The 26504-nt window shown below is 61.6% G+C and carries 22 protein-coding genes; 14 read left to right on the top strand and 8 right to left on the bottom strand.

All coding sequences use genetic code 11. The annotated features are described in order from the left end of the window. Window positions 1–264: 264 nt before the first annotated feature. The 5 genes from ACTJKS_RS27280 to ACTJKS_RS27260 all read right to left on the bottom strand — a co-directional run bounded on the left by ACTJKS_RS27280 (window position 265) and on the right by ACTJKS_RS27260 (window position 5917). Entirely contained in the window at window positions 265–522 is a 258-nt protein-coding gene (locus ACTJKS_RS27280; RefSeq protein WP_041073283.1) for a DUF1652 domain-containing protein, read from the bottom strand. Window positions 523–656: 134 nt separating this feature from the next. After that, window positions 657–2153, bottom strand: a complete 1497-nt coding sequence (locus tag ACTJKS_RS27275) for a helix-turn-helix transcriptional regulator (RefSeq protein WP_041073285.1) — start codon at window positions 2151–2153, stop codon at window positions 657–659. A 186-nt stretch (window positions 2154–2339) separates the two neighbouring features. Then, window positions 2340–3233 carry a LysR substrate-binding domain-containing protein gene (locus tag ACTJKS_RS27270; protein WP_108182994.1) on the bottom strand — a complete coding sequence of 298 codons (894 nt, stop codon included), beginning with the start codon at window positions 3231–3233 and terminating at the stop codon, window positions 2340–2342. Between the two features lie 6 nt (window positions 3234–3239). Beyond that, complete coding sequence (locus ACTJKS_RS27265) at window positions 3240–5453, bottom strand: xanthine dehydrogenase family protein molybdopterin-binding subunit (protein ID WP_108182995.1); 2214 nt, start codon at window positions 5451–5453, stop codon at window positions 3240–3242. Then, complete coding sequence (locus tag ACTJKS_RS27260; RefSeq protein WP_108182996.1) at window positions 5453–5917, bottom strand: (2Fe-2S)-binding protein; 465 nt, start codon at window positions 5915–5917, stop codon at window positions 5453–5455. Before ACTJKS_RS27260 ends, ACTJKS_RS27265 begins: the two co-directional genes overlap by 1 nt. A gap of 118 nt (window positions 5918–6035) precedes the next feature. Between ACTJKS_RS27260 and ACTJKS_RS27255 the strand changes: the two genes are divergently transcribed. The 9 genes from ACTJKS_RS27255 (at window position 6036) to ACTJKS_RS27215 (ending at window position 16063) form a co-directional block, all read left to right on the top strand. Further along, complete coding sequence (locus ACTJKS_RS27255) at window positions 6036–6926, top strand: LysR substrate-binding domain-containing protein (protein WP_108182997.1); 891 nt, start codon at window positions 6036–6038, stop codon at window positions 6924–6926. Between the two features lie 332 nt (window positions 6927–7258). Beyond that, the gene (locus tag ACTJKS_RS27250; RefSeq protein ID WP_007965237.1) at window positions 7259–8188 is read left to right on the top strand and encodes an amidohydrolase family protein; all 930 of its coding nucleotides are present in this window, start codon (window positions 7259–7261) and stop codon (window positions 8186–8188) included. 4 nt (window positions 8189–8192) lie between these two features. Further along, a complete protein-coding gene (locus ACTJKS_RS27245; RefSeq protein WP_108182998.1) occupies window positions 8193–9098 on the top strand; it encodes an amidohydrolase family protein in 906 nt (301 codons plus the stop codon). 349 nt (window positions 9099–9447) lie between these two features. Next, window positions 9448–10833 (top strand): UbiD family decarboxylase, encoded by a 1386-nt coding sequence (locus tag ACTJKS_RS27240; RefSeq protein ID WP_108182999.1) that lies wholly within the window; start codon window positions 9448–9450, stop codon window positions 10831–10833. Between the two features lie 11 nt (window positions 10834–10844). Then, window positions 10845–11474, top strand: coding sequence for a UbiX family flavin prenyltransferase (locus ACTJKS_RS27235; protein ID WP_262948599.1), 630 nt, complete (start codon window positions 10845–10847; stop codon window positions 11472–11474). A 102-nt stretch (window positions 11475–11576) separates the two neighbouring features. Further along, complete coding sequence (locus ACTJKS_RS27230; protein ID WP_108183001.1) at window positions 11577–12617, top strand: CobW family GTP-binding protein; 1041 nt, start codon at window positions 11577–11579, stop codon at window positions 12615–12617. 257 nt (window positions 12618–12874) lie between these two features. Further along, window positions 12875–14230 (top strand): nucleobase:cation symporter-2 family protein, encoded by a 1356-nt coding sequence (locus ACTJKS_RS27225; protein ID WP_108183002.1) that lies wholly within the window; start codon window positions 12875–12877, stop codon window positions 14228–14230. Window positions 14231–14242: 12 nt separating this feature from the next. Continuing rightward, window positions 14243–15631: an amidohydrolase family protein gene (locus ACTJKS_RS27220; RefSeq protein WP_108183003.1), complete on the top strand. Its 1389-nt coding sequence runs from the start codon at window positions 14243–14245 to the stop codon at window positions 15629–15631. 222 nt (window positions 15632–15853) lie between these two features. Beyond that, entirely contained in the window at window positions 15854–16063 is a 210-nt protein-coding gene (locus ACTJKS_RS27215; RefSeq protein ID WP_041073306.1) for a hypothetical protein, read from the top strand. Between the two features lie 128 nt (window positions 16064–16191). Here the strand turns inward: ACTJKS_RS27215 and ACTJKS_RS27210 are convergent, their stop codons facing one another. Further along, window positions 16192–17475, bottom strand: a complete 1284-nt coding sequence (locus tag ACTJKS_RS27210) for a Zn-dependent hydrolase (RefSeq protein WP_108183005.1) — start codon at window positions 17473–17475, stop codon at window positions 16192–16194. Window positions 17476–17629: 154 nt separating this feature from the next. Next, window positions 17630–19114 (bottom strand): NCS1 family nucleobase:cation symporter-1, encoded by a 1485-nt coding sequence (locus tag ACTJKS_RS27205; protein WP_108183006.1) that lies wholly within the window; start codon window positions 19112–19114, stop codon window positions 17630–17632. Between the two features lie 624 nt (window positions 19115–19738). Here ACTJKS_RS27205 and hydA point away from each other — a divergent pair. The 3 genes from hydA (at window position 19739) to preA (ending at window position 24014) form a co-directional block, all read left to right on the top strand. Further along, entirely contained in the window at window positions 19739–21178 is a 1440-nt protein-coding gene (gene hydA / locus ACTJKS_RS27200; RefSeq protein ID WP_108183007.1) for a dihydropyrimidinase, read from the top strand. Between the two features lie 193 nt (window positions 21179–21371). Then, window positions 21372–22739: an NAD(P)-dependent oxidoreductase gene (locus tag ACTJKS_RS27195; protein WP_108184406.1), complete on the top strand. Its 1368-nt coding sequence runs from the start codon at window positions 21372–21374 to the stop codon at window positions 22737–22739. Next, window positions 22740–24014: an NAD-dependent dihydropyrimidine dehydrogenase subunit PreA gene (preA, locus tag ACTJKS_RS27190; protein WP_098968232.1), complete on the top strand. Its 1275-nt coding sequence runs from the start codon at window positions 22740–22742 to the stop codon at window positions 24012–24014. 80 nt (window positions 24015–24094) lie between these two features. On the opposite strand, the gene ACTJKS_RS27185 is transcribed toward preA, so the two are convergent. Then, on the bottom strand, window positions 24095–24715 hold the full coding sequence (locus tag ACTJKS_RS27185) for a TetR/AcrR family transcriptional regulator (protein WP_064587091.1): 621 nt from the start codon (window positions 24713–24715) through the stop codon (window positions 24095–24097). A gap of 138 nt (window positions 24716–24853) precedes the next feature. Between ACTJKS_RS27185 and copC the strand changes: the two genes are divergently transcribed. Both copC and copD read left to right on the top strand, forming a co-directional pair. Further along, a complete protein-coding gene (gene copC / locus ACTJKS_RS27180) occupies window positions 24854–25216 on the top strand; it encodes a copper homeostasis periplasmic binding protein CopC (RefSeq protein WP_108183008.1) in 363 nt (120 codons plus the stop codon). A 3-nt stretch (window positions 25217–25219) separates the two neighbouring features. Next, window positions 25220–26077 (top strand): copper homeostasis membrane protein CopD, encoded by an 858-nt coding sequence (gene copD / locus ACTJKS_RS27175; RefSeq protein ID WP_108183009.1) that lies wholly within the window; start codon window positions 25220–25222, stop codon window positions 26075–26077. The last annotated feature ends 427 nt before the right edge of the window (window positions 26078–26504 follow it).

Below are 26504 nucleotides of genomic sequence, written 5' to 3'. Positions count from 1 at the left end.
TGGAGGGATTTATCCGGGGGTGGGAGCGCAGCGACCGTTTGGCGCAGCCAAACACAGCGAGAGGAGGTGCAGCGAAGCAAACCGTAGGCGCTGCCCCCCGGATGAATCTCGCAGCGAAGGAACCCGAGCCCAAGCGAGGGCCGAACGTCAGGGTAAAGCCCTTTGGTTACTTTGGGGCTTTTGCCAAAGTGACCCGCCGTAAGGGCGGAACCCTGATCAGCAACACCCGCAGTAACGGATCCACACCCAAAACAGCCAAAAACCCTAAGCCATATCCGGATCCCGAGCAGCCCGCAAAGAATTACTCTCCAACTCATACCGCAACTCATCAATCAACGCCGCCACAGCCTCCGGCGTTCGCAACTCATTGAGTTTCAACCCGCTGATCACCAGATCCACCTGTCCCGACTCCCGGTGATACAACTTCACCGTCAGCGAATGATCCCCATCCACTGAACACTCGCACGCCAGTGGCGAGAAACTCTGCTCAAGGCTGGCGCGCAACTGCGCAAGATTCATCATGGAGCTTGTTCCTTTAGCTGTTTCGAAGGGAGACGATCCCAAGCCAACAGGCTTGTATCGCACCCCACCAGACTAAGAACTGCCCCACCGCGCCAGAACCTGCATTTGCACCTCATCGATTAGTGCATTTGCACCTACCGTTGCCCCTTGGCGCCGCGTTCGCCGGAAAACAGACCCCGCTCCCGCGCCCACACAATCGCCTCGCTGCGACTGTGCACATCGAGCTTGGAATACACCGTCGCCACATGATTGCGCACGGTATTGGGTGCCAGCTTCAACCGGGCGGCGATCTCCTTGTCGGCCAACCCCTCGCAGATCAGCCCCAGCACGTCGCGCTCACGCGCCGTCAGATCAGTGAACGACACGCTCGGCAGCTGCGGCGAGTTGACCTTCTTCACATTCGCCAGTTTTTCGATCAGCGTCCGGCTGAACCACGAAGCATCCTTCATCACCTCTTCGATCGCCGCGACCAATTCCAACTCGGTGCGCTTGCGTTCGGTGATGTCCATCAGCACCAGCAGATAGCACGGCGTGTCCTGAATGTTCACGGTGTCAGCCGACACCGCGCACTCCAGCAGCTCTGCATCCTTCCTGCGCACGCGGACGTCGACCCGATCAATCCGACCGCTTTTGGCCAGGGCGTTCAGCAGCCGGGCCCGCGCACCGTCGTCGTCGATGAAATGCAACTGAGTCACGGTTTTGCCCACCACCTCGTCGCTGTCGTAGGCGAGGGTGTCGAGGAACGCCTGATTGACATCAATCACCTGCTGCTCGTCAGCACTGCAGATCAGAATCGGCACCGGGGTCAGGCGAAACGCCTTGGCGAAGCGTTCCTCACTCTGACGCAGCGCTACTTCCGCCTTGTGCCGCAGCTCCATGTCGACGAAGGAAAACAGCATGCAATCCTCATCATTGAGCACCAACGGTTGCCCGGCGACGATCACTTGCTTGCTGCCGCCATCGGGCAGACGCAGTTGAGCCTGCATCTGTGGAATGGTCGCTACATCGCGCAGACGCTGGATCGCCAGATCCTTTTTCTCAGCCTGATCGAAGACATCGATTTCATAGGCCGAAGTACCGATTACCTGATCGCGGGTGTAACCGGTCATCTCCAGAAACCCCGGATTAACCTTGATGTAACGCAAGTCGCTGAGGCGGCAGATCACCGCCGGCGCCGGGTTGGCATTGAAGGTCTTTTCGAAACGCTGCTCGGCATTGGCCCAATCGGTGACATCGCTCATGATCAGCACCAGCGACTCCGGCTGCCCTTCGCGGTCGGTCAGTACCATGCTGCGCACACTGTGCACCCAGACGCGTTCCGGGTCATCCATGGCAGACATTTCGACCAACAGGTCGCTGAATACCTCACAGCGTGCGACGCGGCTGATCGGATAGTTCTCGGGCGGCAACAGGTGGTTGTTGCGATAACGCAGCGTGAAACGCTTGGCATACTCATCGGCATTAGTGCCCAGCTCGCCGATCCGGCTGACACCGTGCATGGCCAGTGCTGCCTCGTTGGCCCAGAGGATGCTCTGATCGAGCTCCAGCAAAATCACCCCGTCGGACAGCCCGGCGATAATCTGCTGCAACTGGCGACGATTGGTTTCAGTGGTCAGGACTTCCTGGCTCATTGGATCTCCACAGGGAATGCGCGTGTGAAGATTACGACCGCAGGCGTTCGTGATCGTGCCGAACATAAATGTGCGCCCCACCACAGTCCCCTGTGGGAGCGAGCTTGCTCGCGAATACGGTAGTTCTTTCAAATAATCTGTCGGCTGACACACCGCCTTCGCGAGCAAGCTCGCTCCCACAAGGGATCAAGGTTGATCTGAGGTTTCCACCAGCTCGCGCAACGTATCGAGAAACAGCCTGAGCACCGGCGAAGCATCATCGGCGCGGTAAGTCGCGTACAGCGGCACTTCCGGCAGCGCCGGCGTCAGCCTGCGAAACACCAGCCCTGCCGGCGCCAGTTGCTCTATAGAAGCCGGCAACAGCGCCACCCCGAACCCGGCGCGCACCAGGCTGAGCAGCGTCTGCACTTCAATCACCTGCTGGCGGATCTGCGGGGTGAACCCGGCCTGAACGCAGCACTGATAAAGGAAGTTGGCAAACCGCGACTGCTTCAGTTCCAGCGCAACGAACGGTTCCTGCGCCAGATCCGCCGGGGCCAGCAGCTCGCGGCTGGCCAGCGGATGATCGGCCGGCATCACCACACGAATCGGTTCGTAGATCAGCAACTCGTTACGCAGCAACGGATCGTCATAACCGACGCGGAACACGCAGGCGTCGATGCGCTTTTCCTTCAACGCCTTGACCTGCGCCGCCGGGGTCATTTCATGCAGGCGCCAGTTCACCTGCGGATAACGCTCACGAAACAGGTGCAGGGCCTTGGGCAGCACGCCGACCATCACCGAACTGATCATGCCGATTTCCAGTTCGCCGAGTTGCCCGCGCCCGGTCTGGCGGGTCAGGTCCAGCGCCCGTTCCAGTTGTTCGAACACCAGCGGCGCCTGCTCCTTGAGCATCTGACCCGCTGCTGTCAGCTCGACCCGGTGATGACTGCGCTCGAACAGCGGCGTGCCCAACTCCTCCTCCAGCAGACGAATCTGCTGGCTCAGCGGCGGCTGGCAAATGTGCAACCGCTCCGCAGCCCGACCGAAATGCAACTCATCGGCCAAGGCCATGAAGTACCGCAGCAGGCGCAGGTCCATGGCGGCTTACCCCAGGCTCAGCGGTGTCGACCGTTGGCGCACGCCGGTCAACGCAAACAAAGCGTTGGCAATCGCGGGGGCCACCGACGGACTGCCCAACTCGCCGACGCCACCGGGTTTGCCCGGCTCGCCATCCAGCACCACGATATCGGTGGCCGGCATGTCCGACATCCGGGTCACGCGGTAGTCGTGGAAATTGCTCTGCACCACCCTGCCCTGTTGGATATCGAGGCGATCAAACAACGCATGGCCCAAGCCCCACATCAGTCCGCCGTAGATCTGCTCCTCGACCCCGCCCGGCGACACGGCCAGACCGCAGTCGACCACACACGTCAGTTTCTCGACTTTCGGTTTGCCATCGACCGTCGCGACCCGCGCCACCACGGCGATAAAACTGCTGTAACCCTGAAAGGTCGCAATGCCCAACGCAGTGCCGGGCGGTAACGGCTGGCCCCATCCGGCGCGTTCGGCAGCCTGTTTCAGCACCGCCACATGCCGTGGCCGCTCCTGCATGTTGGCCAGACGGAACGCCAGCGGATCCGCGCCTGCCGCATGGGCCAACTCGTCCATGAAACTCTCGACGGCAAACACATTGGGAATAAAGCTCACCGAGCGATACCAGCCGCTGGGCACCTGGCTTTCGTGCTTGACCCAGTTCAACTGCAGATGCGGCGGACGATAGGCGAAGTCCCACGCGGTGATCGCTTCGGTGGTGCTGTAATCCATGTGATCCGGGCGTTCGAAATAGCCCGGCTCCCACTGCTCCGGCGAGGCCGGTGACACCGCGTGCAGTTGCAGTGCGTTGAGTTTGCCTTGGGCATCCAGCGCACCTTTGACCCGGTGCAGCGTCGCCGGGTGATTGAACAGTGCGTGCATTTCGTCTTCGCGGCTGTTGAGCAACTTCACCGGCACGCCGGTCTGTTGCGCCAGATACGCCACCTCGAACAACCAGTATTTGGCTTCCCGCGCACCGAAGCTGCCGCCGGACACCAGCTCATTGATAGTGACCTTGTCCTTGGCGATGCCGCAGACTGTTTGCGCGGCTTCCAGCGCCGACGACGGCACCTGCACGCCGCCCCAATAGGTGATCGCGTTGTCCTTGACCTGTGCGGTGATGCAGATCGGTTCCAGCGGGTTCTGCACTTTGTACGGCATGTGGTAATCGGCTTCGATCAGCTGCGCCGCGTGCGACCATTGCGCGTCAACATCGCCATGCGTCATGGCTTTGATGGTCTGGCTTTTCGGGTCGGAAATAGCGGCCGCTTGCGCTTTGCCCAGTTCCGCGCTGTCGAAACCGGCCAGCGGCGAATCGCTCCATTTGATCTCAAGCAGCTTGCGTCCCTGCTGCGCCGCCCAGAACGTGTCGGCCAGCACCGCGACGCCTTCCAGGTTGCCACCGAGCACGTCCGGGCGCCCGGGGATTGCAAGCACCTGGCGCACGCCCGGTACCTGCAATGCCGCCGCCGAATCGACGCCGAGCACTTTCGCCCCGACTACTGGCGCGCGCTGAATCACCGCCACCAGCATCCCCGGCAACTGCACGTCGATGCTGTACTTGAAGCGCCCGCAGACCTTGGCCGTGGCATCGCGCTTGTGCCGCAGTTTGCCGATGTATTTGAACTGCGCCGGATCCTTCAGGGTGACGTGGGCCGGTGCCGGCAAATGCGCCGCCACGCCGACCAGTTCGCCGTAGCCGAGGCTGCGTTTGCTGGGCAAATGAACCACCCGACCTTCTTCGGTGCTGCAGCTGTCCGGGCTGACTTTCCATTGCTTCGCTGCTGCCGCAATCAACAGCGCCCGCGCCGTGGCCCCGGCCATGCGCAAGCGCTCGTATTCCAGCGACACACTGGTGCTGCCGCCGGTGGAAAAGACTTTCCAGACCGGGTGAATGTAGGTCTCGAAGAACGGATCTTCCGGGGTGATGACCTGCACGGTCATCGGGTTCACATCCAGCTCTTCGGCCACGCACGCGGCCAGCGCCGTTTGCGTGCCAGTGCCGGAATCGTGCTTGTGCACCACCAGTTTTACCGTGCCGTCGGGGAAGATCCGCACCCAGGCGTTAGGCTCGAATTCCGTGGCCGGCGCCAGGGTTCTCGAGTCGCTGGCGGCGCTACCGGACGGCAGGTACAGAGCAATCGCCAGGCCCGAAGCGACCGTCGCTGCCTGCTTGAGAAACACCCGGCGTGACGGTTCGAGCAAGGTGTCGTCGCGCAGGCTCATCAGGCCTCCTTCGGCGCATTCGCCGCACGTTTGATCGCTTTGTTGATCCGCCCGTAAGTGCCGCAACGGCAGATATTCCCCGACATCGCATTGCGGATCGAATCGTCAGTCACCGCCGCGCCGGTGTTGAGCAGCGCGGCGGCGGACATGATCTGCCCGGATTGACAGTAGCCGCATTGCGGCACATCTTCGGCGACCCAGGCCAGTTGCAGCGGATGATTCTCGCTCGGCGACAAGCCTTCGATGGTGGTGATGCTGTGGCCCGCGACGGCGGCCAGCGGCAACTGGCAGGAACGCACCGCGACACCGTCCAGATGCACGGTGCAGGCACCGCACAGGCCCATGCCGCAGCCGAATTTGGTGCCGGTGAGTTTCAGTTGATCACGCAGTACCCATAACAAGGGCATGGAGGGGGACGCTTCATCCAGCTCGCGTCGTTCGCCGTTAACCGTGAATGCGATCATTGTCAGGCTCCAAAAGAGCGGCCCGTCTTTGTGCGGGCCTGGTGACCGATTATTGGAACCCCGGGCAAACCGCGGCCAGCGACGATTTCTGCCAACCGCTGTAAGCAGGACTAACAACATGTACAAGCGATACCCGTCGGTGCAGTCCATGAGCGCGTTCATCCACGCGGCGCGCAGCGGCAGTTTTTCCAGTGCGGCGCGCAAGCTCGACCTGACGCACAGCGCGATCAGCCAGCAGATTCGCGCACTGGAAGATTTCATCGGTCAGCCGTTGTTCGTGCGTGAGGGCGGCGGCAGCAACCTCACCGATGCCGGGCAGTTGTTTGCCAGCGTGCTGGCGGACGGGCTGGCGCAGATCGACCGGGCCCTGTCCTCGGTGAAAAACCGCAGCGTGGCGCAACGCCTGACCCTGGACGTCGACAGTGAACTGGCGCAGAGCTGGCTCAATCCGCGCCTGCCGGAATTGCTCGACGGACTGCCGGATTACGAGGTGACGCTGCTGTCGATGCCGCGCAGTGATCGCAGCAGCTTCGAGCGGGTGGATCTGGCGTTGCGTTACGGCTATGGCGATTGGGATGACTGCGAGATGACACAGATCTGTGGCGATCGGGTGCTGGCGGTGGCTTCGCCGGCGTTGCTTGAGCGCTATGGTTTGCAGTTGCCGTTGAGCCCTGCGCAGATCCTTGAATTGCCGCTGTTGGGCTATACGCGACGCTCATGGATTCCGTGGCTGGATGCGGCCGGAATGCCCCCGGTGGAGCCAGCGGCGCGGGTGATTTTCGATAATGCGGCCAACCTGATTGCGGCTGCCGAAGCCGGGGTTGGCGCCGGGCTGGTGCGCGGTTTGCTTGCCGCCGATGCATTGCGCAGTGGGCGGCTGGTGGCGTTGAACGAGGCGCAGATTACTGCGCATTACAACCTCTACGCGGTGTGGCCGCATGGGCAGGCTGAGCGGGTGGCGCCGGTGGTTGAGGTGATCAGGCAGTTGGCTTTGCATACGCAACACTGACGCCTTCGCGAGCAGGCTCGCTCCCACAGTTTGACCGCATTTCTCCAGTTGGAATGCATTCCCCCTGTGGGAGCGAGCCTGCTCGCGAAGGGGTCGGCACAACCACCACAAAAACCCAAACCATATCGCCCAAGTATCACCACCGCGTCCAATTAATATTGTACGAACCCCTCCCCCCTTTCCAATACTCGCCCTCAGCAACCACCCACCCGGGCCGGATGCGAACAGGCGAGGGAATGCGCGAGACCTGCGCATAGAAATGGCCGATTGCCCGGGGCGTGGATGCCGAGAGCCGCAAGGCTCCCTTCCCCGCTATCAGGAGATCGACTTCAATGATCATCGATATCAGCTGCTATCCCACGGATCTCGTGGACCTCGCCTGGAGGCATGACGGTGACCCGTTCACCGGCGAGCGTCTGCTGGAGATGATGGATGGCCCGTACATGGTCAACGGCAAGCCTCGCCGGATCGACAAAGCCTTCATCCAGCCGCCGCAGGGCAACACCATTTACACCTGGACCGACGGCGAACTCTCGGGCCGTGAATCCATCGACGCCTACATGGCCTACACCCTGAAAATGGTGCAGACCTACCCGGATCGTTTCATCGGCTGCTTCGTCTACAACCCGCGCTGCGGTGTGGAAAACGGCGTCGAGGCGATCGAGCGCTACGTCAAGGAGCACGGTTTCAAGATGGTGCAGATGCAGGCCAACATGCACGCCTACCGGCCTGATCGTGCACTGGACTGGGTGCGCCCGTGCTTCGAGAAATGCGCCGAGCTGGGGATTCCGGTCAAGCTGCACACCGGCGACGGGCCGTACAGCATCCCCTCGGAGTGGGTGCCGATGATCAAGGAATTCCCCAACGTGAATTTCATCATGGCCCACTTCGGCGTGCAGACCGGCGGCGTCTACGTGTTCGAACCGATGCAATGGGCGATGGAGCTGCCCAACGTGTACTGCGAATCGGGCTGGTGCCTGCAATCGCGGATCGTCGAGTTCGCCAAGGTGCTGCCGACGCACAAGATCCTGTTCGGCACCGACACCCCGCCGAACGAACCGGGCATGTGGCTGCGCCTGCTCGAAGTGCTGTGCCACGAACCGCCGCAAGGCCTGAACCTCGACGAGGACACCCTCGAAGAGTATCTGGGCAACAACACCGCGCGGATGATCGGCCTCGAACCGACCCCGCCGCCGCGTTCCGTTTCCGAAGCAGAGGCGCAACTCAAGCGCCCCGTCACCACGCAACTGGCCAGGAGCTGAACCGATGATCATCGACACCCATCTGCACCCCACCAACCTGGTCGACGAGGCCTGGCGCCACACCGGCGAACCGTTCACCGGCGAGCGCATGCTCAAGCTGATGGACGGCCCGTACATCATCAACGGCAAGCCACGCCGCATCGATATGGGTTTTATCCAGCCGCCACCGGGCAACACCGGTTATCGCGACGGCAACCGCCGGGGCCGCGAAGGCGTGCGTGACTACATGTCGTACGTCGCCGAACTCTGTGTGAAGTACCCGGACCGCTTCATCGGCAACTTCAACTTCAACCCGCGCTGGGGCCCGGAAAACGGTGCGGCGGAGCTGGAATTCCACATCAAGGAATACGGCTTCAAGATGCTCAAGCTGCACGCCAACATGCACGGCTATCGCCCGGATCGGGCGCTGGACTGGCTGCGTCCGGCGATGAAAGTCTGCGCCAAGTACAACATCGTGGTGCTGATCCATACCGGCGACGGCCCGTACACCATTCCGACGATGTTCTACCCGATCATCCGCGAGTTCCCGATGGTCAATTTCATCATCGGCCACTTCGGCATCCAGACCGGCGGCAACTACTCGTTCGAGGCGTTCTGGATGGCGATGGACACGCCGAACGTGTACTGCGAATCCGGCTGGTGCTTCCAGTCACGGATCGTCGAATTCGCCAAGGAACTGCCGCGCAACAAGATCGTGTTCGGCACCGACTCGCCGCCAAACGAACCGGGCATGTGGCTGCGCGAGCTGGAGGTGTTGTGCTCACCGGCGCCGCAAGGTCTGGGCATCGATGAGGATCATCTGGAGGACTACCTGGGCAACAACATCGCGCGGTTGTGCGGAATCGAACCGACGCCACCGCCGAAGGATCTGGTTGAGGCCGATATTCGCCTGACGACCACGTACCTCTAGGCAACGCTGATTCCTGGGTAACGCTGATTCCTGGGGCACAAGGGAACCCTGTGGTGAGGGGATTTATCCCCGATGGGCTGCGCAGCGGCCCCAAAACCTGCAACCGCGGTGTATCAGGCAGACCGCGTTTATTGGTTTTAGGACTGCTTCGCAGCCCATCGGGGATAAATCCCCTCACCACAAAGGCCCTCGCCACAGGAATCGCCTCAGCACCTAAGTGAACAGTAGAGGCAACACAGCGACTTTACAGGCACGAAGATGAACCGGCGTTCCCTCGACCGGCAGGCCAACGGCTGCTCGATCGAACACCTTCTCACCCCTGCGTGCCTGCTTTTTACGAGGTGAAACCATGACCCGTTCGACGCTCGGCGATTCTCAGGATTTTCACGTGTTCACCGACGCCTATCGCCGAGAGTACCCGGACGATGTGCTGACCATCACCCAACCCGTTTCTGCCGATCAGGACGTCACCGCCCTGGTCGATGCCCTCGCCGCACAGGGCCGCGATCCGTTGCTGATCTGCGAAAACGTCGGCGGCCTCAAGGTGCCGGTGGCGACCAACCTGTTTGCCTCCCGCACCCGCATCGCCCGGTTGTTCGGCGTAACGCCTGCACAACTGCACGAAACCTTCCAGCGCCGCGCCAACCAGCCCATCGCCCCGCGCTACGTGGAAAGCGGCCCGGTGCTTGATGAAGTGTTCGAAGGCGAAGCCGTGGATCTGGCGCTGCTGCCGATGCTCAAGCACTTCGACAGCGATCGCGGGCCGTACATCACCAACGCGATCATCATCGCCGAGGACCCGCTGACCGGCATCGCCAACATGAGCTACCACCGCTCGATGCGCCACGCCCGCCAGTCCCTGGCGACCAGCCTGCACTCGCGCGGACATTTGTGGCGAATGCTGCAGACCGCTCGTGAACGCGGTGAAGAATTGCGCGTGGCGATGGTGGTCGGCGCGCATCCGCTGTTCATGCTCGCGGCGGCAGCGCGCTTGCCCTACGGCAGCGATGAACGTGCCGTCGCTGGCGGCTTGTTCGGTGCGCCGCTGGAACTGGTCAAGACCCCGCGCTACGGCATCGGCGTCCCGGCATACGCCGAGTTCGTTCTCGAGGGCGCCATTGACCCGACGGCCTACGCCGAGGAAGGCCCGTTCGGCGAGTTCAGCGGTTATTCCTCGGATCGTTCGACCAACAATGTGCTGCGCGTCGATACCCTGTTGCGGCGCAAGGATGCCTGGCTGGTAGACGTGATGGGTGGCCGCTACGCCGAACACCTGACCCTCGCCCGACTGCCCCGGGAGGCGGAGATGAGCGAGAAGCTCAAGGCACGTTTCCCTGCCGTCACCGCCGTGCACTACCCGAACTCCGGCACCCACTTTCATTGCTACGTGGCGCTGGATCAGAGCCGCGACGGCGAAGCGCGGCAGATCATGCTGGCCCTGCTCGGCTGGGATCCGTATCTGAAAAGCGTGATCGCGGTGGACAGCGATATCGACATCACTGACGACAGCCAGGTGTTGTGGGCGCTGGCCACGCATTTCCAGCCGCATCTGGACCTGTTCATGATCGACGGTTTGCCCGGCAGCCCGCTGGACCCGTCGTCCTCGGTCAACGGCACCACTTCGCGCATGGGTCTTGACGCCACCCGTGGCTCGGGCTTCGACGGGATCAAGGCGCAGCTTGCTCAGGACGTGCTCGAACGGGCACGGCAACGGCTCAAAGGGCTGGCGTTGTGAACCGCCAGCGGATGGTGGTCGGCATCAGCGGCGCGTCCGGTTTCGTCTACGGCATGCGTCTGCTGGAGTTGCTGGCCGAGCTGAACATCGAAAGCCACCTGATCATCAGCCGCGCCGCGCTGCTGACCATGGCCCACGAGACCGACTACAAACTGGCCGATGTCACTGCACTCGCCAGCCACTACCACCGCGCCGATGACGTCGCCGCCGGGATTGCCAGCGGTTCGTTTCGCTGCCTGGGCATGGTGGTCGCGCCGTGTTCGATGCGCACCCTGGCAGAGATCGCCACCGGCACGTCGTCCGGGCTGATCGGCCGCGCTGCCGACGTCACCCTCAAGGAACGCCGCACCTTGGTGCTGATGGCCCGCGAAACCCCGCTGACCCTCGCCCACCTGCGCAACATGACGGCCGTGACCGAGATGGGCGGGATCATCGCCCCACCGGTGCCGGCGTTCTACGCCCGGCCCGAAAGCCTGGCGCAGATGGTCGATCACAGTCTGGGCAGAGTGCTCGACCTGTTCGGCCTCGATGCCGGCGTTGCCCGCCGATGGAAAGAACACACAAATCCCAATGTGGAAATGAATACCTGTGGTGAGGGGATTCATCCCCGACCGACTGCGCAGCAGTCGCAAAACCTGTGAATGAGGTTTTCCTGACACAGCGCAATTGCAGATTTTGGGGCCGCTTCGCGACCCATCGGGGATAAATCCCCTCGCCACAAACGCCAATCAAAGGAGCTCCAGATGAACACCCCCTTCAACGCCCCAACCCGCAACACCAAAATCCCCGTGACCATCCTCACCGGTTTTCTCGGTGCCGGCAAAACCACCCTGCTCAATTACATCCTCAAGGAAAACCACGGACGCAAGATCGCCGTGATCGAAAACGAGTTCGGCGAGGTCGGCATCGACGGTGATCTGGTGCTCAGCTCGGAGACCGAAGAAATCTACGAAATGGTCAACGGCTGCGTGTGCTGCACCGCCGAAGTTCGTGAGGATCTGGTGCGCATCGTCCGCGAACTGGTGGCGCGCCCGGTACGCCTCGATCACATCCTGATCGAGACCAGCGGGCTGGCCGACCCGTACCCGGTGGCGCAAAGCTTTTTCATCAATGACCCGATTGCCGAGGACGTCGAACTCGATGCGATCGTGACCATGGTCGACGCCAAGCACATCGCCCAGCACCTGGAAGATCTGCAACTGGATGGCGTCGACAATCAGGCGGTGGATCAGATCGTCTGCGCCGATCGCATTGTCATCAACAAGGTCGATCTGGTCAGCCCTGAAGAGGTGGACATTCTGCGCGGCAAGATCCGTGGTTTGAACGCCACGGCGGATCTGGTGACCTCCACTCATGCGCAGATCGACCTGACGAAAATCCTCGGCATCGGCGCCTTCGAATGCACGCAGAAGCTCATGGAAATCGGCGCTGAACCTGAGCATCACGACCATGAACACCACCATGATGAGCCCGACCACGAACACGACCCGAGCGTGTCATCGGTGGGCATCTCCGTGGACGGTGCGGTCAACCTGATGGCGTTCCACCGCTGGATCAGCGAACTGCGCTCGTCCCAGGCCGACAACCTCTATCGCATGAAAGGCGTGCTGGCCGTGGCCAACGAAGACCAGCGCTACGTGCTGCAAGGCGTGCACAGCCTGGTGGAGTTCCGCGCCTCGACCGCCTGGGGCACGGAGCCCCGCTCGAGCAAGATCGTGTTCATCGGCCGTGACCTGGACCGCGCGGCGCTGAACCAGGGCTTTGCCGCCTGCCTCGCAGGCTGAACAAGGCATCGGAGCCGGTGGATGGCGGCTTCGGGCACGAATGACTGGAACGATCAATTGGCGGTGACCCGGTACCTGTGGCGAGGGAGCTTGCTCCCGCTGGGTCGCGAAGCGGCCCCTGAAAGCATGGGCCTGCTGCGCAGTCCAGCGGGAGCAAGCTCCCTCGCCACAAGTGTCTCATTACGGCATCAGGCAATTGATCGGCATCAGACGAATACCCCTCTCTACCGCATAAAAACAGCCAGAGGTGATTCCCCATGTCGTCAGCCACTCCTTCCTCCACCGTGCACCCCGTCGACCGCGTTTTGCCGGTGCGACAGATGCTCACCCTCGGCCTGCAGCACATGGCCGTCTCGTACATCGGCGCCATCGCCGTGCCGTTGATCGTTGCCAGCGCCCTGAAAATGTCCCACGCCGATACCGTGGTGCTGATCAGCACCACGCTGTTCTGCTCGGGCATCGCCACCCTGTTGCAGACCGTCGGTTTCTGGAAATTCGGCGTGCGCCTGCCGATCCTGCAAGGTGTGGCGTTCAGCAGCGTCGGCCCGGTAATCGCCATCGGCAGCAACCCCGAAGTGGGCTTCCCCGGGGTCTGCGGCGCGGTGATCGGTGCCGGGATTTTCACCCTGCTGATGGCGCCGTTCGTGGGCCGATTACGGCGGTTTTTCCCGCCGGTGGTGACCGGTTGCATCGTCACCGTGATCGGTCTGCAGCTGTTCCCGATTGCCTATGAATGGGTCGGTGGCGGACGCAATGCGAGCAACTTCGGCGCGCCGGCCTTTCTCGCGGTGGCGGTGGTGGTGCTGCTGACCATTCTGCTGGTCAATCGCTATGGCAGCCCGCTGCTGCGCAACATGGCGGTGCTGGTGGGTATGTTGGTCGGCGCCGGTCTGGCCTACGGTCTGGGCATGGGCAATTTCCACAGTGTTGAAGAGGTGCCGTGGCTGACCGTGCCCTACCCGTTCTACTTCGGCCTGCCGACGTTCAGCCTGATCCCCATCGCGACCATGGTGGTGGTGATGATCGTGCAGATGGTCGAGTCGATGGGGCTGTTCGTGGCCATCGGCGACATCGTCGACAAACCGGTGGAAGACCAGCAGGTGATCAACGGCCTGCGCGCCAATGGCCTGGCCAGCACCATCGCCGGAATGTTCGCCGCATTCCCGTTTATCGCCTTCATGGAGAACGTCGGTCTGGTGATCCTGACCGGCGTGCGCAGCCGTTGGGTGGTCGCCGTCAGTGGCCTGCTGATGTGTTCGATTGCGCTGGTGCCCAAGGCCGGGGCGATCATCGCCTCGATGCCGACGGCGGCGCTGGGCGGTGCCGGCATTGCCATGTTCGGCGTGGTCGCGGCGGCGGGCATCCAGACCCTGGCCAAGGTCGACTATGAACGCAATCGCTACAACGTGTTGATCGTCGGTTTCACCATCGCCGCCGCGCTGGTACCGGTGCTCGCGCCGACTCTGTTCAAACAACTGCCCGAGTGGTCACAGCCGTTCCTGCACAGCAGCGTGGTCATCGCCTGCCTGGTGTCGGTGCTGCTCAACGCGGCGCTCAACGGCGTCAGCGTGCCAGACACCACACCCGGCAAATCCGCCTCGCACATTCTCTGACTGGAGCCTGCCATGACTCAACTTCAAAACATCCTGATCAAAAACCCGCTCGCGGTGATGACCGGCCTGCGCGGCCCGCGTGCCCGGGCCGGCGCGGTGGACATTCGCGTGATCAACGGACGCATCGCCGAAATGGCCGCCGACCTTGAGCCACACCCCGGCGAACGGGTGATCGATGCGCGCAACAGCGTGGTCTATCCGGGCTGGATCAACACCCACCATCACCTGTTCCAGAACCTGCTCAAAGCCGTGCCCGAAGGTTTGAATCAGGATCTGCAAGGCTGGCTGGCGAGCGTGCCCTACCCACGCTTGAACCGTTTTACCCCGCAACTGGCGCGGATCGCCGCCCGTCTGGGCATGGTCGAGTTGCTGCTGTCCGGGGTGACGACCTGCGCCGATCATCACTATCTCTATCACGCCCACGGCACAACCGAGACCGGGGATCTGCTGTTCGATCTGGCCGACGAATTCGGCCTGCGCTTTGTGCTGTGTCGCGGTGGCGCACTGGAGTCCGCCAGCGCCCACCCGGGCTTCTCGAAAACCGCGCTGCAACCGGAAAGCCTCGAGCAAATGGTCGGCGATATCGAGCGGCTGAAATCGCGGTATCACCAGGACACCCCGGATGCCCTGCGCCGAGTGGTCGTCGCGCCCACCACGCCGACCTTTTCGCTGCCGCCGACCCTGCTGCGCGAACTGGCACACACCGCACGCGGCCTCGGTTTGCGCCTGCACACACACCTGTCGGAAACCCAGAACTATGTGAATTTCTGCCGCGACAAGTACAACTGCCTGCCGGTGGAATTCGTCGCCGAACACGAATGGCTCGGCCCCGACGTCTGGTTCGCCCACGCCGTGCACCTGCAACCGGGGGAAATCCGCATGCTCGCCCAGACCGGCAGCGGCGTCTCGCACTGCCCGGTAAGCAATGCGCGCCTGGGCAGTGGCGTCGCGCCGGTGCCGCAAATGGTTGAGGCCGGCGTACCAATCTCCCTCGGCGTCGACGGCGTCGCGTCCAACGAATCCGGAAGCATGGTCGGCGAAGCCAACACCGCATGGCTGATCCACCGCGCCGAACAAGGCGCCTCGGCGACCACCGCCGAAGACGTGATCCATTGGGGCACAGCGGGCGGCGCCCAGGTATTGGGACTGGGCGCGGTCGGTACACTGCAAGTCGGGCAAGCGGCAGATCTGGTGATCTACAGCCTCGACCATCCCCGCTTCTTCGGCTTCCACGATTGCGCGGTTGCACCCGTCGTCGCGGGGGAACCGATCACGGTGAAATACAGTTTGGTGGGCGGCCGGATCGTGGTCGATAACGGCGTGATTCCGGGGCTGGATATCGAACGGATGCGCGCCGAGGCATGGGAAGGTGTGCAGGCGATGATGAATATCGAGGACTGATCCCGGATCCCACACGCAACGCAAAACCCTGTGGGAGCTGGCTTGCCAGCGATGGCGGGCTGTCAGTCAATGCAGCAGAGACTGACCCACTGCTATCGCTGGCAAGCCAGCTCCCACAAAACATTGAGTCATTCGCGGATTCGGGGTTTGTCGACTAACGTTATTCCCTCATCGGATTGAGCCCCTGCCAGCTACACCGGGCTCTTGATCAAGGAGAGACTGATGACGTCGCGTCGCAACATCGAACAGACTTATCGCACCTGGTCCAGCCCGATTCTGCTGGAGCTGAAAAAGCGTGAACACCAAATGGCGCCGGTCGAGCGTCAGGCACTGGAGAATGTTTTGGTCGAACGAAGGTTGCTGGATGTCGGCAACCCCAACGGCCCTGACCGACGTCAGGGCACTGCAAGTAAAAATGACCGGCCCGGTTGATCAAACCAAGTCGTTCCTGCAGGTGACCACTAAAAGATCGCAGCCTTCGGCAGCTCCTACAGGTTGAATGCGATCCAACTGTAGGAGCTGCCGCAGGCTCGGGCCGCGATCGGACGATCTTTTGATCTTCAGGCCGCGCGCTGCCCCTCCGCCACCATCGCCGAAGCCGCGAGCATCGCCCGCAACAACACCGCACACCCGGCCGCCAGATCATCCGGCGCGGCATTCTCGATTTCGTTGTGGCTGATGCCGCCTTCGCACGGCACGAAGATCATTCCGGCCGGGCCGAGTTCGGCGAGGAAGATCGCGTCGTGGCCGGCGCCGCTGACGATGTCCATGTGTGACAAACCCAGGCCTTTCGCCGCGCCGCGCACGGCTTCGACGCAGCCCTTTTCGAAGTACAGCGGCGGGAAGTCGGCGGTCGGGGTCAGTTCATAGGTCAGGCCGTGTTCTTCGCAGGTCGCGTCGATGACCTGCTTCACTTCGGCAATCATGGAATCGAGGCGCTCGGGCTGCAGATGGCGGAAGTCGAGGGTCATGCGCACTTCGCCAGGGATGACGTTACGCGAGCCGGGATAGGCTTGCAGGCAACCGACGGTGCCGCAAGCGTGGGGTTGGTGGCCGAGGGCGGCGCGGTTGACCGCACCAACGATGACCGAGGCGCCGACCAGGGCGTCCTTGCGCAGGTGCATCGGCGTTGGCCCGGCGTGCGCTTCGACGCCGCGCAGTTTCAGGTCGAACCACTTCTGCCCGAGGGCGCCGAGTACCACGCCGATGGTTTTCTGCTCGTCTTCGAGGATCGGGCCTTGCTCGATGTGTGCTTCAAAATAGGCGCCAACCTTGTGCCCGCTGACTTTGCGTGACCCCGCGTAACCAATGGCGTTGAGCGCTTCGCCAACCGTGACGCCGTCGGCATCGACCTTGGCCAGGGTTTCTTCGAGGGTGAATTTCTCGGCGAACACGCCGGAACCCATCATGCACGGAGCAAAGCGCGAGCCTTCTTCGTTGGTCCAGACCACCACTTCCAGCGGTGCTTCGGTTTCCACGCCGAGGTCATTGAGGGTACGCAGCACCTCGACGCCGGCGAGCACGCCGAAGCAGCCGTCGAATTTGCCGCCGGTAGGTTGGGTGTCGATGTGGCTACCGGTCATCACCGGCGGCAGGTTCGGATTACGCCCCGGGCGGCGGGCGAAGATGTTGCCGACTGCATCCACTGTGACGCTGCATCCGGCGTCCTTGCACCACTGCACGAACAGGTCACGGGCCTGGCGATCGAGGTCGGTCAGGGCCAGACGACAGACCCCGCCCTTGACCGTGGCACCGAGCTTGGCCAGTTCCATGAGCGAGGCCCAGAGGCGGTCGCGGTTGATGTGCTGATGGGTGGATTGCAGAACGTCTACGGCTGCGTTCATGTTGATCTCCTCAGGCAGTTTCTTAGGATATTTCTTTGGTGTTTTCCAGGCCGCCATCGCTGGCAAGCCAGCTCCCACAGGTTTTGAGTGAACTCATGGTTTGTGTACGACTTGATCCTTGTGGGAGCTGGCTTGCCAGCGATGAGGCCCTCCCTCACACCGGTGATTTCACGACCGAAGGCTGCGCCCGCATCACGCACAACCCGTAATAAATCACCCCGCCCAGCGCCGAGCCGGTAAACCAGCCGTAGCTGTAAAACCAGCTGAACGCATCGCTACCCAGCGACAGCAGGGTCAGCACCACGGGCACGCCAAACGCGGCAAACCCGGCCCAGTTCCACGCCGGATACACGTCATCGCGGTACAGCCCGGCCAGGTCCAGTTGCTGTTTCTTGATCAGGAAATAGTCCACCACCATGATCCCGGCGATTGGTCCGAGCAGGCTCGAATAGCCCAGCAGCCAGTTGGAATACACGGTTTCCAGGCTGACATCGGAGACGATCAACCCGAGCTTTTTCAGCAGCTCGTGGGCCATCAGCGCCAGCCCGACGAAGCCGGTGAGCAACACCGCTTTGGTACGGTTGATCACCTTGGGCGCGATGTTCTGGAAGTCGTTGGTTGGCGAAACAATGTTCGCCGCCGTGTTGGTCGACAGCGTGGCGATGATGATCAGCGCCATGGCCACCGCCACCCACAGCGGGCTCTGGATATGGCCGATCAGGCTGACCGGATCCGATACCGTGACACCCACCAGCTTCACCGACGCAGCAGTCATCACCACCCCCAGCGAGGCGAAGAGGAACATGGTCAGCGGCAGACCGAAAATCTGCCCGAGTATCTGGTCCTTCTGGCTCTTGGCGTAGCGGCTGAAGTCAGGAATGTTCAGCGACAACGTGGCCCAGAAGCCAACCATCGCTGTTAGCCCGGCGGCGAAGTAACTGACCACGCTCGCGCCTTCCGGGCGTTTCGGTGGAATCGCCAGCAGCTCGCTCATCGACACATTGGGCATGGCCCACATCAGCAAGCCAATGCCGACCGCCACCAACAGCGGTGCGGACAGGGTTTCCAGCCACTTGATCGACTCGGCACCACGGATCACCACCCACAGGTTCAGCGACCAGAAGATCATGAAGCCGATCACCTCCCCCGTTCCGCCGAGGGATTTCCAGCCGTCGAAGATCGAGCCAAGAAACAGGTGAATCGCCAGCCCGCCAAACATCGTTTGAATCCCGAACCAGCCACACGCCACCAGCGCACGAATCAGGCACGGCACGTTGGAGCCGAGCACGCCGAATGACGAACGCAGCAGCACCGGGAATGGAATGCCGTACTTGGTGCCGGGGAAAGCATTGAGGGTCAGCGGGATCAGCACGATGACGTTGGCCAGCAGAATCGCCATCAGCGCTTCGCCGACAGTCAGGCCGAAGTAAGCGGTGAGCACGCCGCCGAGGGTGTAAGTCGGCACGCACACCGACATGCCGACCCACAGCGCGGTGATGTGCCATTTGTTCCAGGTGCGTTCGCGCACCTTGGTCGGTGCCATATCGTGGTTGTAACGGGGACTGTCGAGGACGTCGCTGCCGGCTTCGAGTTCGAACAAGCCGTCGCGCTCGGTCACTTGCGATCTGTTCTGTTGCATGGCCGCTCCACTGTTCTTCTGATTATTTTTTTGCTCATCAGGCGGCTGCACACCAGGGTGCGAGCCGGACGATGGCCGGAGGAACTGACAACTTTCTTGCACCGGCCATGGTGTCAGCGGCGGCATCAATAAACGTGCCGGGTACTCCGTCTGACGCTCAGGCGGTGCTACAAACGCATTGCAACTTTCTGATAATTCACGCTTTTAATTATTCACCGGAGGAGTCCGCGAAAACCTGTCTGCACGCTCAGGCTAAACGTTTGCCAAGTTGTCCGAACTGTCAGGACTCAATCTGGTGCACTGCACTTTTTTTCATTACAGGCGATTAACCGCAGCTCAACTTCAAGCAGCTGATTTCACATAGGAAATCTTGCTCATATTTCCATCCTGTCAAGTGCGTCAAAATGGTGAACAGCCTCACCATTTTGGTGATTCATATTTTTTATCGTTATTTTTCAACAACTTAAAACAGATATAAGCTTATAAAAAATAATCTTGATCAATTGCATAACTGCGACTAGCTTCTATTCCTGACAGCACTGACAGGAATATACCGATCAGCGTTGAACACCAATAAAACATTGAGAACCGGCACAAGTCGGTCATGCCTGCGAGGAACTCGGAATGTCTCTGTTGATCCGTGGCGCCACCGTTGTTACCCATGATGAAAGTTATCGCGCCGACGTCTATTGCGCCGACGGCGTGATCAAAGCCATTGGTCAAAACCTGGATACTCCCGCCGGTGCCGAAGTGCTCGACGGCAGCGGCCAATTCCTGATGCCCGGCGGCATCGATCCACACACCCACATGCAATTGCCCTTCATGGGCACCGTGGCCAGTGAAGACTTCTACAGCGGCACTGCCGCAGGTCTGGCTGGCGGGACCACCTCGATCATCGACTTCGTGATTCCCAATCCGCAGCAGTCGTTGATGGAAGCGTTTCATCAGTGGCGTGGCTGGGCCGAAAAGTCCGCCTCGGACTACGGCTTTCACGTCGCGATCACCTGGTGGAGCGAGCAGGTGCGCGAGGAAATGGCCGAGCTGGTCAGCCATCACGGGATCAACAGCTTCAAGCATTTCATGGCCTACAAGAACGCGATCATGGCCGCCGACGACACGCTGGTGGCGAGTTTCGAGCGCTGCCTGGAACTCGGCGCGGTGCCGACCGTGCATGCGGAAAACGGCGAGCTGGTCTATCACCTGCAACGCAAGTTGATGGCCCAGGGCATCACCGGGCCAGAGGCGCATCCATTGTCACGGCCATCGCAGGTGGAAGGCGAAGCGGCGAGCCGGGCGATCCGTATTGCCGAGACCATCGGCACGCCGCTGTACCTGGTACACGTGTCGACCAAGGAAGCGCTGGACGAAATCACTTATGCCCGCAGCAAGGGCCAACCGGTGTACGGCGAAGTGCTGGCCGGGCATCTGCTGCTCGACGACAGCGTCTACCAGCACCCGGACTGGCAGACCGCCGCCGGTTATGTGATGAGCCCGCCGTTCCGCCCGCGCGGGCATCAGGAGGCCCTTTGGCATGGCCTGCAGAGCGGTAATCTGCACACCACCGCCACTGACCACTGCTGCTTCTGCGCCGAGCAAAAAGCCGCCGGGCGCGACGACTTCAGCAAGATCCCCAACGGCACCGCCGGCATCGAAGACCGCATGGCGGTGTTGTGGGATGAAGGGGTCAACAGCGGCCGTTTGTCGATGCAGGACTTCGTCGCCCTCACCTCCACCAATACCGCAAAAATCTTCAACCTCTATCCGCGCAAAGGCGCGATTCGCGTCGGCGCCGACGCCGACCTGGTGCTGTGGGACCCGCAAGGCACTCGCACCATTTCCGCCAAGACCCACCACCAGCAGGTGGACTTCAACATCTTCGAAGGCAAGACCGTGCGCGGCGTGCCGAGTCATACCGTCAGCCAGGGCAAAGTGGTCTGGGCCGACGGCGATCTGCGCGCCGAGCGCGGCGCCGGGCGGTACATCGAACGGCCGGCGTATCCGGCGGTGTTTGATTTGCTGAGCAAGCGGGCTGAGATGCATAAGCCGACGGCTGTGAAACGCTGAAATCCAGGCCTTCGGCCTTCGCGAGCAAGCTCGCTCCCACATTTGAAATGCATTCCCCCTGTAGGAGCTGCCGAAGGCTGCGATCTTTTGATCTTGATCTTTAACACCAAAATCAAAAGATCGCAGCCTTCGGCAGCTCCTACAGGGAATTGGCCAATGCCCGATAGAGGCAGTTACCGTGAGGCAAAAAACCGTGATCGAGACCCTGAACCATCTCCCGCACCCGCACGAAAGTGCGGCCGCCCTCGCCGGCCATTTCACTGATCTGGCGCCACCGCTCAACGCCCGGCAGGCGCATCTGGAAGCCTCGCGCTGCCTGTATTGCTACGACGCGCCGTGCGTCAACGCTTGCCCCAGCGAGATCGATATTCCGTCGTTCATCCGTAACATCCATCAGGACAACGTGCCCGGCGCGGCACAGAAAATCCTTTCGGCGAACATTCTCGGCGGCAGTTGTGCGCGGGTCTGCCCGACGGAAATCCTCTGCCAGCAAGCCTGCGTGCGCAACAACGCCCAGGAATGTGCGCCGGTGCTGATCGGCCTGCTGCAACGCTACGCCGTGGACAACGCGAATTTCACCGAGCACCCGTTCCAGCGTGCGGCGAGCACCGGCAAGCGCATCGCCGTGGTTGGCGCCGGGCCAGCGGGTTTGTCCTGTGCCCACCGCAGTGCTATGCATGGCCACGACGTGGTGATTTTCGAAGCACGGGAAAAGGCTGGCGGCCTCAATGAATACGGGATCGCCAAATACAAACTGGTCGACGACTACGCGCAAAAGGAACTGGATTTCCTTCTGCAGATCGGCGGTATCGAAATCCGTCACGGACAGAAACTCGGCGAGAATCTGACCCTCAGCGAGCTGCATCAGCAGTTCGACGCGGTGTTCCTCGGCCTCGGCCTGAATGCCAGCAAACAGCTCGGCCTGCCCCACGAAGACGCGCCCGGCCTGCTCGCCGCCACTGACTACATCCGCGAACTGCGCCAGGCCGATGACCTGACGCAACTGCCACTGGCCGAACGCTGCATCGTCCTCGGCGCCGGCAACACGGCGATTGACATGGCCGTGCAAATGGCCCGTCTCGGAGCGCGTGACGTGAATCTGGTGTATCGCCGGGGCGCGGCGGACATGGGTGCCACCGGTCACGAACAAGACATCGCCAAGGCCAATCAGGTACGCCTGCTGACCTGGGCGCAACCGGAGGAAGTGCTGCTCGATGCGCAAGGCAAGGTGCGCGGCATGCGTTTTGCCCGAACCGATCTGGTCGACGGTCGCCTGCAAACCACGGGCGAAACTTTCGAACTGGCCGCCGACGCGATCTTCAAAGCCATCGGCCAGGCCTTCGACAGCAGCGCCCTCGCCGACCCGCTGGCGCGCGAACTCAAGCGTCAGGGCGAACGGATTCAGGTCGACGACAACCTGCGCACCAGCATTCCCGGCGTGTATGCCGGCGGCGACTGCACCAGTCTCGATCAAGACCTCACCGTGCAAGCCGTACAGCACGGCAAACGCGCCGCCGAGGCGATCAACGCGCAACTGATGCTCAACGTGGAGGCTGCATAAATGGCCGATCTCTCGATAGTCTTCGCCGGCATCAAAGCGCCCAATCCGTTCTGGCTGGCCTCCGCGCCGCCGACCGACAAGGCCTACAATGTGGTCCGCGCCTTCGAGGCCGGCTGGGGTGGCGTGGTCTGGAAAACCCTCGGCGAGGACCCGGCAGCGGTCAACGTCTCGTCGCGCTACTCGGCACACTACGGCAACAACCGTGAAGTGCTGGGCATCAACAACATCGAACTGATCACCGACCGCTCGCTGGAGATCAACCTGCGCGAGATCACCCAGGTGAAAAAGGACTGGCCGGATCGTGCGCTGATCGTCTCGCTGATGGTGCCGTGCGTGGAGGAGTCGTGGAAACACATCCTGCCACTGGTGGAGGCCACCGGCGCTGACGGCATCGAGCTGAATTTCGGTTGCCCGCACGGCATGCCCGAACGCGGCATGGGCGCGGCGGTGGGTCAGGTGCCGGAATACGTCGAGCAGGTGACGCGCTGGTGCAAGACCTATTGCTCGTTGCCGGTGATCGTCAAGCTGACGCCGAACATCACTGACATCCGCGTTGCCGCTCGCGCGGCCCATCGCGGTGGCGCCGATGCGGTGTCGCTGATCAACACCATCAACTCGATTACCAGCGTCGATCTGGAGCATATGGTCGCCCTGCCCACCGTCGGCAGCAAAAGCACCCACGGCGGTTATTGCGGCTCAGCGGTCAAACCGATTGCGCTGAACATGGTCGCCGAGATCGCCCGTGATCCGCAGACTCAAGGCCTGCCGATCTGCGGCATTGGTGGTATCGGCAGTTGGCGTGACGCGGCGGAGTTCATGGCGCTGGGCAGCGGCGCGGTGCAGGTGTGCACGGCGGCGATGCTGCATGGCTTCCGGATTGTCGAGGAGATGAAGGACGGGCTGTCGCGCTGGATGGACAGTCAGGGTTACGCCAACATCGCCGAGTTTTCCGGGCGTGCGGTGGGCAACACCACTGACTGGAAATACCTCGACATCAACTATCAGGTCATTGCCAGGATTGATCAGGACGCGTGCATCGGTTGCGGGCGTTGCCACATTGCTTGCGAGGACACGTCACACCAGGCGATCAGCAGCCTCAAGCAGGCCGACGGCACGCATAAATATGAAGTGATCGATGAGGAGTGTGTCGGCTGCAACCTGTGCCAGATCACCTGCCCGGTAGCGGACTGCATCGAGATGGTGCCGATGGAAACGGGCAAGCCGTTTCTGGACTGGAATCATGATCCGCGCAATCCCTATCATGTCGCGGTCTGATTCTTAAGATCAAAAGATCGCAGCCTGCGGCAGCTCCTACACCGATNTGTAGGAGCTGCCGCAGGCTGCGATCTTTTGATTTATGGCTCCAATCCGATCCCCCGCAAAATCACACTGGTCACCGTCTGCACCGCCCGCTCGAACTGCATGTCCGACAGCGGCTGGTGCTCGTTCAGAATATTCACCTGATGATCGAAGTCGGCGTAGTGCTGGGTCGAGGCCCAGATCATGTACAGCAGGCTCGACGGCTCCACCGGCAGAATCCGCTGGTCCTCCACCCACTGGCGGATCTTCGCCTCCTTCATCTTTGCCCAGTCGTACAGGCTGACGTCCAGCGCCTCGCCCAGAGTCGGCGCCCCGTGGATGATCTCGTTGGCCCAGACTTTCGAACCATAAGGCCGGCTGCGCGAGTGGTTCATCTTGGCGCGGATGTAGCTGCTGAGCACCACCCGTGGATCGTCGAACATCTCAAAGCACAGCGCGTCCTGCTTCCACACCTCCAGCAGATCGAACAGTACCGCGCTGTACAGTTCGCTCTTGGTGGAAAAGTAGTAATGCAGGTTGGAGCGCGGCAGTTGCACTTCGGCGGCGATGTCGGCCATGGCGGTGCCGCCGAAGCCTTTTTCGGCGAAGACTTTTTCCGCCGCCAACAGGATTTTCTCGACGTTACTGCGACGAATCTCGATCTTGTGATTGCCCATGAGGGCTCCCTGACAACGACGTTGTTGAAGACTAGCATCCGCTCCGGCCTCGGGGCGACCGCTGCAAACAAAACTTCGTATGAAGGTCGGCGCATGGCTAAACTGGCGTTTCTTTGTCCTGCCCCAGAGGTACCCGCGATGCTGTTCAAGAACGTCCTGACCACCACTGCCCTGCTCGCTTCGCTGTTCGCCGCATCTTCGGTTTTCGCCCACGCCCACCTGAAAAGTGCCACCCCGGCCGCCGACAGTACCGTCGCCGCTCCAGCCCATCTGCGCCTGACCTTTTCCGAAGGCGTCGAGGCCAACTTCACCAAAGTCAGCCTGACCCACGACGGCGCCCCGGTCGCGATCAAACCGCTGACCACCGAAGGCGACAAGAAAACCCTGATCGTCACCCCCGCCGCACCACTCAGTGCCGGTGAATACAAAGTCGAATGGCACGCGGTGTCGGTCGACACACACAAGAGCGAAGGCGCCTACCAGTTCAAGGTCGGCCAGTAATTCATGAGTGAAGCGCTGGTGCTGTGCCGTTTTGTGCATTTCAGCGCGGTGTTGATGCTGTTCGGCGCCTGGCTGTTTCGGCCACTGCTGCTCAAGGCGCCAGTGCCGACACTGGATCGGCATCTGGCGCGACTGGCGCGCTGGCTGACGGCAATTGCGCTGGTCAGCGGTGTCACCTGGGCGCTGCTGATCACCGCGAGCATGGCCGGTTCGGCGGCGGCCGCGTTTGACCCGGACACGATTGGCCTGGTGCTGGGCAATACGTTTTTCGGTCAGGTCTGGCGTTGGCATCTGCTGATCAACGCGCTGTTGCTGGCGTTGCTGTTTACGCCGTGGCGATCGAGCCTGCCGCTGCGTCTGGGCTTGAGCGCGCTGCTCCTGGCGACCCTGGCGCCGGTCGGGCACGGCGCGATGCTCGACGGCCTCAGCGGGCAACTGCTGATCCTCAACCAGATCGTTCACCTGACCTGCGTCGCCGCATGGCTCGGCGGTCTGTTGCTGCTGGTATTGATCCTGCGCCAACCCGGCGAAACGATGAGCCGGATCCTGCAACGCTTCAGCGGTGTCGGTTATGCCATCGTCGGCGGGCTGCTGATCACCGGCCTGATCAACGTGCGCGTGCTGACCGGGCAATGGTGGCCGACGCCGCTGTTCAGTGGCTTTGCCCTGATCCTGCTGATCAAGGCGTTGCTGGTGCTGGGCATGCTCGCGCTGGCGCTGTTCAATCGCTTGCGGATTGATGATTGCGAACAGCGGATGGGCGTGCTCAAGCGCAGTGTGCTGCTGGAGTGGTTATTGGGGATGGGTGCCGTTGCTGCGGTCTCCCTTCTCGGCACCCTGCCGCCGATGATTGCAGCCTGAAAAGCAAAAGATCGCAGCCTTCGGCAGCTCCTTGTATCTCGACTATCGCTCCGTCAGGAGCGATAGTTCTCGACTGATCATCGAGGGAGGGACTTGGAAGCCGTGCAGCTCCTTAGGCTTTTTGCCTGTGATGTAGATCGTGCTCCAGCCCTCCACACTCACTCATATAGTTCGAACGGTATCTTGGGCCCGTCTCTGGCGAGAGCTCGCATTCGCAAGGTTGGACAGAGTGCAGTGATGATCGAAAACAGATCAATGGAGAGACACTCATGTCCAGTTTCGTCGGTGTCGATATCGCTAAAAACACCTTTGATATCGCCACGCACTTGCCAAACGGTAAGCACAAAACCAAGGCCAAGCTGCCTAATGACGCGAAGGGTTTCAAAGAGTTTGAAGCTTGGTTGAACAAGCAGGTCGAGCCCACAGC

The sequence above is a fragment of the Pseudomonas sp. 22189 genome, assembly GCF_052045635.1.
GTDB classification, from domain to species: domain Bacteria; phylum Pseudomonadota; class Gammaproteobacteria; order Pseudomonadales; family Pseudomonadaceae; genus Aquipseudomonas; species Aquipseudomonas parakoreensis.
Note: the sequence above shows the minus strand (reverse complement) of the source record. Positions and strands in the feature narration are given on the sequence as shown.

Excerpts from the sequence above, each read along its gene's own strand:
- ACTJKS_RS27280 (WP_041073283.1), bottom strand. The coding sequence starts at position 522 with ATGATGAATCTTGCGCAGTTGCGCGCCAGCCTTGAGCAGAGTTTCTCG.
- ACTJKS_RS27275 (WP_041073285.1), bottom strand. The coding sequence starts at position 2,153 with ATGAGCCAGGAAGTCCTGACCACTGAAACCAATCGTCGCCAGTTGCAG.
- ACTJKS_RS27270 (WP_108182994.1), bottom strand. The coding sequence starts at position 3,233 with ATGGACCTGCGCCTGCTGCGGTACTTCATGGCCTTGGCCGATGAGTTG.
- ACTJKS_RS27265 (WP_108182995.1), bottom strand. The coding sequence starts at position 5,453 with ATGAGCCTGCGCGACGACACCTTGCTCGAACCGTCACGCCGGGTGTTT.
- ACTJKS_RS27260 (WP_108182996.1), bottom strand. The coding sequence starts at position 5,917 with ATGATCGCATTCACGGTTAACGGCGAACGACGCGAGCTGGATGAAGCG.
- ACTJKS_RS27255 (WP_108182997.1), top strand. The coding sequence starts at position 6,036 with ATGTACAAGCGATACCCGTCGGTGCAGTCCATGAGCGCGTTCATCCAC.
- ACTJKS_RS27250 (WP_007965237.1), top strand. The coding sequence starts at position 7,259 with ATGATCATCGATATCAGCTGCTATCCCACGGATCTCGTGGACCTCGCC.
- ACTJKS_RS27245 (WP_108182998.1), top strand. The coding sequence starts at position 8,193 with ATGATCATCGACACCCATCTGCACCCCACCAACCTGGTCGACGAGGCC.
- ACTJKS_RS27240 (WP_108182999.1), top strand. The coding sequence starts at position 9,448 with ATGACCCGTTCGACGCTCGGCGATTCTCAGGATTTTCACGTGTTCACC.
- ACTJKS_RS27235 (WP_262948599.1), top strand. The coding sequence starts at position 10,845 with ATGGTGGTCGGCATCAGCGGCGCGTCCGGTTTCGTCTACGGCATGCGT.
- ACTJKS_RS27230 (WP_108183001.1), top strand. The coding sequence starts at position 11,577 with ATGAACACCCCCTTCAACGCCCCAACCCGCAACACCAAAATCCCCGTG.
- ACTJKS_RS27225 (WP_108183002.1), top strand. The coding sequence starts at position 12,875 with ATGTCGTCAGCCACTCCTTCCTCCACCGTGCACCCCGTCGACCGCGTT.
- ACTJKS_RS27220 (WP_108183003.1), top strand. The coding sequence starts at position 14,243 with ATGACTCAACTTCAAAACATCCTGATCAAAAACCCGCTCGCGGTGATG.
- ACTJKS_RS27215 (WP_041073306.1), top strand. The coding sequence starts at position 15,854 with ATGACGTCGCGTCGCAACATCGAACAGACTTATCGCACCTGGTCCAGC.
- ACTJKS_RS27210 (WP_108183005.1), bottom strand. The coding sequence starts at position 17,475 with ATGAACGCAGCCGTAGACGTTCTGCAATCCACCCATCAGCACATCAAC.
- ACTJKS_RS27205 (WP_108183006.1), bottom strand. The coding sequence starts at position 19,114 with ATGCAACAGAACAGATCGCAAGTGACCGAGCGCGACGGCTTGTTCGAA.
- hydA (WP_108183007.1), top strand. The coding sequence starts at position 19,739 with ATGTCTCTGTTGATCCGTGGCGCCACCGTTGTTACCCATGATGAAAGT.
- preA (WP_098968232.1), top strand. The coding sequence starts at position 22,740 with ATGGCCGATCTCTCGATAGTCTTCGCCGGCATCAAAGCGCCCAATCCG.
- ACTJKS_RS27185 (WP_064587091.1), bottom strand. The coding sequence starts at position 24,715 with ATGGGCAATCACAAGATCGAGATTCGTCGCAGTAACGTCGAGAAAATC.
- copC (WP_108183008.1), top strand. The coding sequence starts at position 24,854 with ATGCTGTTCAAGAACGTCCTGACCACCACTGCCCTGCTCGCTTCGCTG.
- copD (WP_108183009.1), top strand. The coding sequence starts at position 25,220 with ATGAGTGAAGCGCTGGTGCTGTGCCGTTTTGTGCATTTCAGCGCGGTG.